This window comes from Paratractidigestivibacter sp., assembly GCF_052362415.1.
GTDB lineage: Bacteria > Actinomycetota > Coriobacteriia > Coriobacteriales > Atopobiaceae > Paratractidigestivibacter.
On record NZ_DAWEMK010000144.1, the window covers coordinates 1,263 to 3,578 of the forward strand.

At 70.4% G+C, this 2,316-nt stretch carries 1 protein-coding gene; it reads left to right on the plus strand.

Features of this window, described 5'->3' with window-relative positions:
• On the plus strand, positions 1–2,316 hold a 2,316-nt coding region (locus tag ACT84W_RS10015), incomplete at both ends, for a VaFE repeat-containing surface-anchored protein (RefSeq protein ID WP_444329105.1).

Consider the following 2,316-nt stretch of genomic DNA (forward strand, 5'->3'; position numbering starts at 1 on the left):
CGAGTCGGCTGCCACGCACGGCACGAGCGCCGAGTTCGCCTCCTGGGCGAAATCCGAGCTGATCGGCGGGACCTTCGCCAAGATGAAGGCGGGCGCCGGCAAGGTATCCGCCGGGTTCGAGGCGTTCTGCGTCAGGACCGGCGGCGGCTCCCAGACGCTCGTGAGCTTCAGCTGGTCCGCAGGCGGAGTCAAGGTCGCCAAAACGGACTCCGAGGCGGGCGCGGAGCCCCAGGGCGACGCCTCGCTCGACGGCGCGAGCTTCTCCGTCGTTAACGAGACCGGCCGCTACGTGCTGGTCGGCGGCAAGTACTACGCCGACGGTGAGGTATGCGCCACGATAAAGACCGCGCCCGAGGACGGGTCGCACGTCGCCGCGACCGGCGCCGACGCGCTTCCCGCGGGCAATTACCGCATCGTCGAGTCCGGCGCGCCCGAGGGCTACGACGCCAGCGACGTCCCCGTCGCGTTCACCGTGAAGGCCGGCGAGGTGTGCGACCTCACGGGCGACCCCGTGACCGACGAGGTCTTCCGCGGCGGCGTGCAGGTGACCAAGTCCGACAAGGAGCTGCAGGCGTCCGAGGCGCTCGCGGGCAGCGGCCACAAGGAGGCGCCTGGCGAGCACCCCGGCCTCGACGGGATCGAGTTCACCGTCACGAACCGCTCGGCGCACAAGGTCCTCGTTGACGGCGAGTGGCGCGAGCCGGGCGAGGCCGTGGCCACGCTGACCACCGCATGGAACGACGAGGCCGGCGCCTACACCGCGCAGACCGCGGCCAACGCACTGCCGTACGGAACCTACGACGTGCGGGAGACGGCGACGAACGGGAGCTACCTGCTGACCGACGGCGAGCCCCGCACCTTTGAGGTCCGCACCGGCGACGAGATCGTGAGCGCCTCCGCGGACGGCGCCGCGCTCGAGTTCCGCGACCAGGTGGTGCGCAACGACCTCGAGCTCTCCAAGAAGAGCGAGTCCGACAACGCCGGCCTCATGGTTCCGTTCGCCATCGAGAACGCGGCCACCGGCGAGATTCACGTGCTGGTCACGGACCGCAACGGCGACGCGTCGACCGCGAGCAGCTGGAACAAGCACTCGAGGGACACCAACGCCAACGACGCCCTGCTCGGCCATGAGGGCCCGATTGCTGCCGCCGACATGGACCCGAAGGCCGGCATCTGGTTCTCGCTCGGCGAGGACGGCTCCTCGGCGCCGGTCGACGACTCGCTGGCGGCCCTGCCGTACGGCGCCTACACCATGACCGAGCTGCGCTGCGATGCCAACGAGGGCCTCGAGCTCATCACGAGAAGCTTCTGGATCGATCGCGACTCGACGGTCGCGAAGGCCGTGTGGATGGGCCTTGACGACCAGGAGGGCCCGCGCATCTCCACCACGGCAAAGGACGGGGCGGACGGCGACAAGGACGTCTCGGCCGACGCCGAGGCCAAGGTCGTCGACGCCGTCGCCTACGAGGGCCTGAAGGCCGGCGAGGAGTACGAGCTCTCGGCCACCCTCGTCGACAAGGCGACCGGCGAGCCCGTGACCGACGTCTCGGGCATGCCCGTGGAGGCCAAGGCCGAGTTCGCCCCCGCGCTCTCGACGGGCAACCAGGACGTCGAGATCTCCTTCGACGCGAGCCTGCTCGGCGGCCGCGACCTGGTCGTGTTCGAGAGCCTACGCAAGGACGGAGCCGAGGTGGCGTCGCACGCGGACCTCTCCGACGAGGGCCAGACAGTCCACGTCGCCGTCGAGGTAAGCACGCAGGCGGCTGACGCCGCCGACGGCGACCAGGTCATCGAGGCCGGCAAGGCCAAGGTCGTCGACGCGGTGGCCTACAAGGGCCTCGTCCCCGGCGAGACCTACATCGCCGTGGGCACGCTCATGGACAAGGGCACCGGAGAGCCGTTCCTCGACAAGGACGGCAACGAGGTGACCGCGCGCACGCCCTTCGAGCCCGAGGCGCCCTCCGGCACCGTCGAGGTGACCTTCGAGTTCGACACCGAGGGCCTGGCCGAGGGAGACGAGCTCGTCGTCTTCGAGAAGGTCCTGGACTCCGCCGGCAACGTCGTTGCAACCCACGAGGACATCGACTCCGCCGAGCAGAGCGTCGTCGTGGACAACCCCGACACGCCCGAGGTCCCCGAGGAGCCCTACGCCAAGACCGGGGCCGACGCCCCCGACGGCACCGGCTACGCCGTGGCCGCGGGCATCGCTCTGGCAGCTGCGGCGGGTGCGGGCGGAGCGCTCGCGTACCGCAAGCGCAAGACGGCCGGCGCAAGCAAGGATGAGGCGGCCGAAGAGCCTGTCGAAGAGCCGGAAGA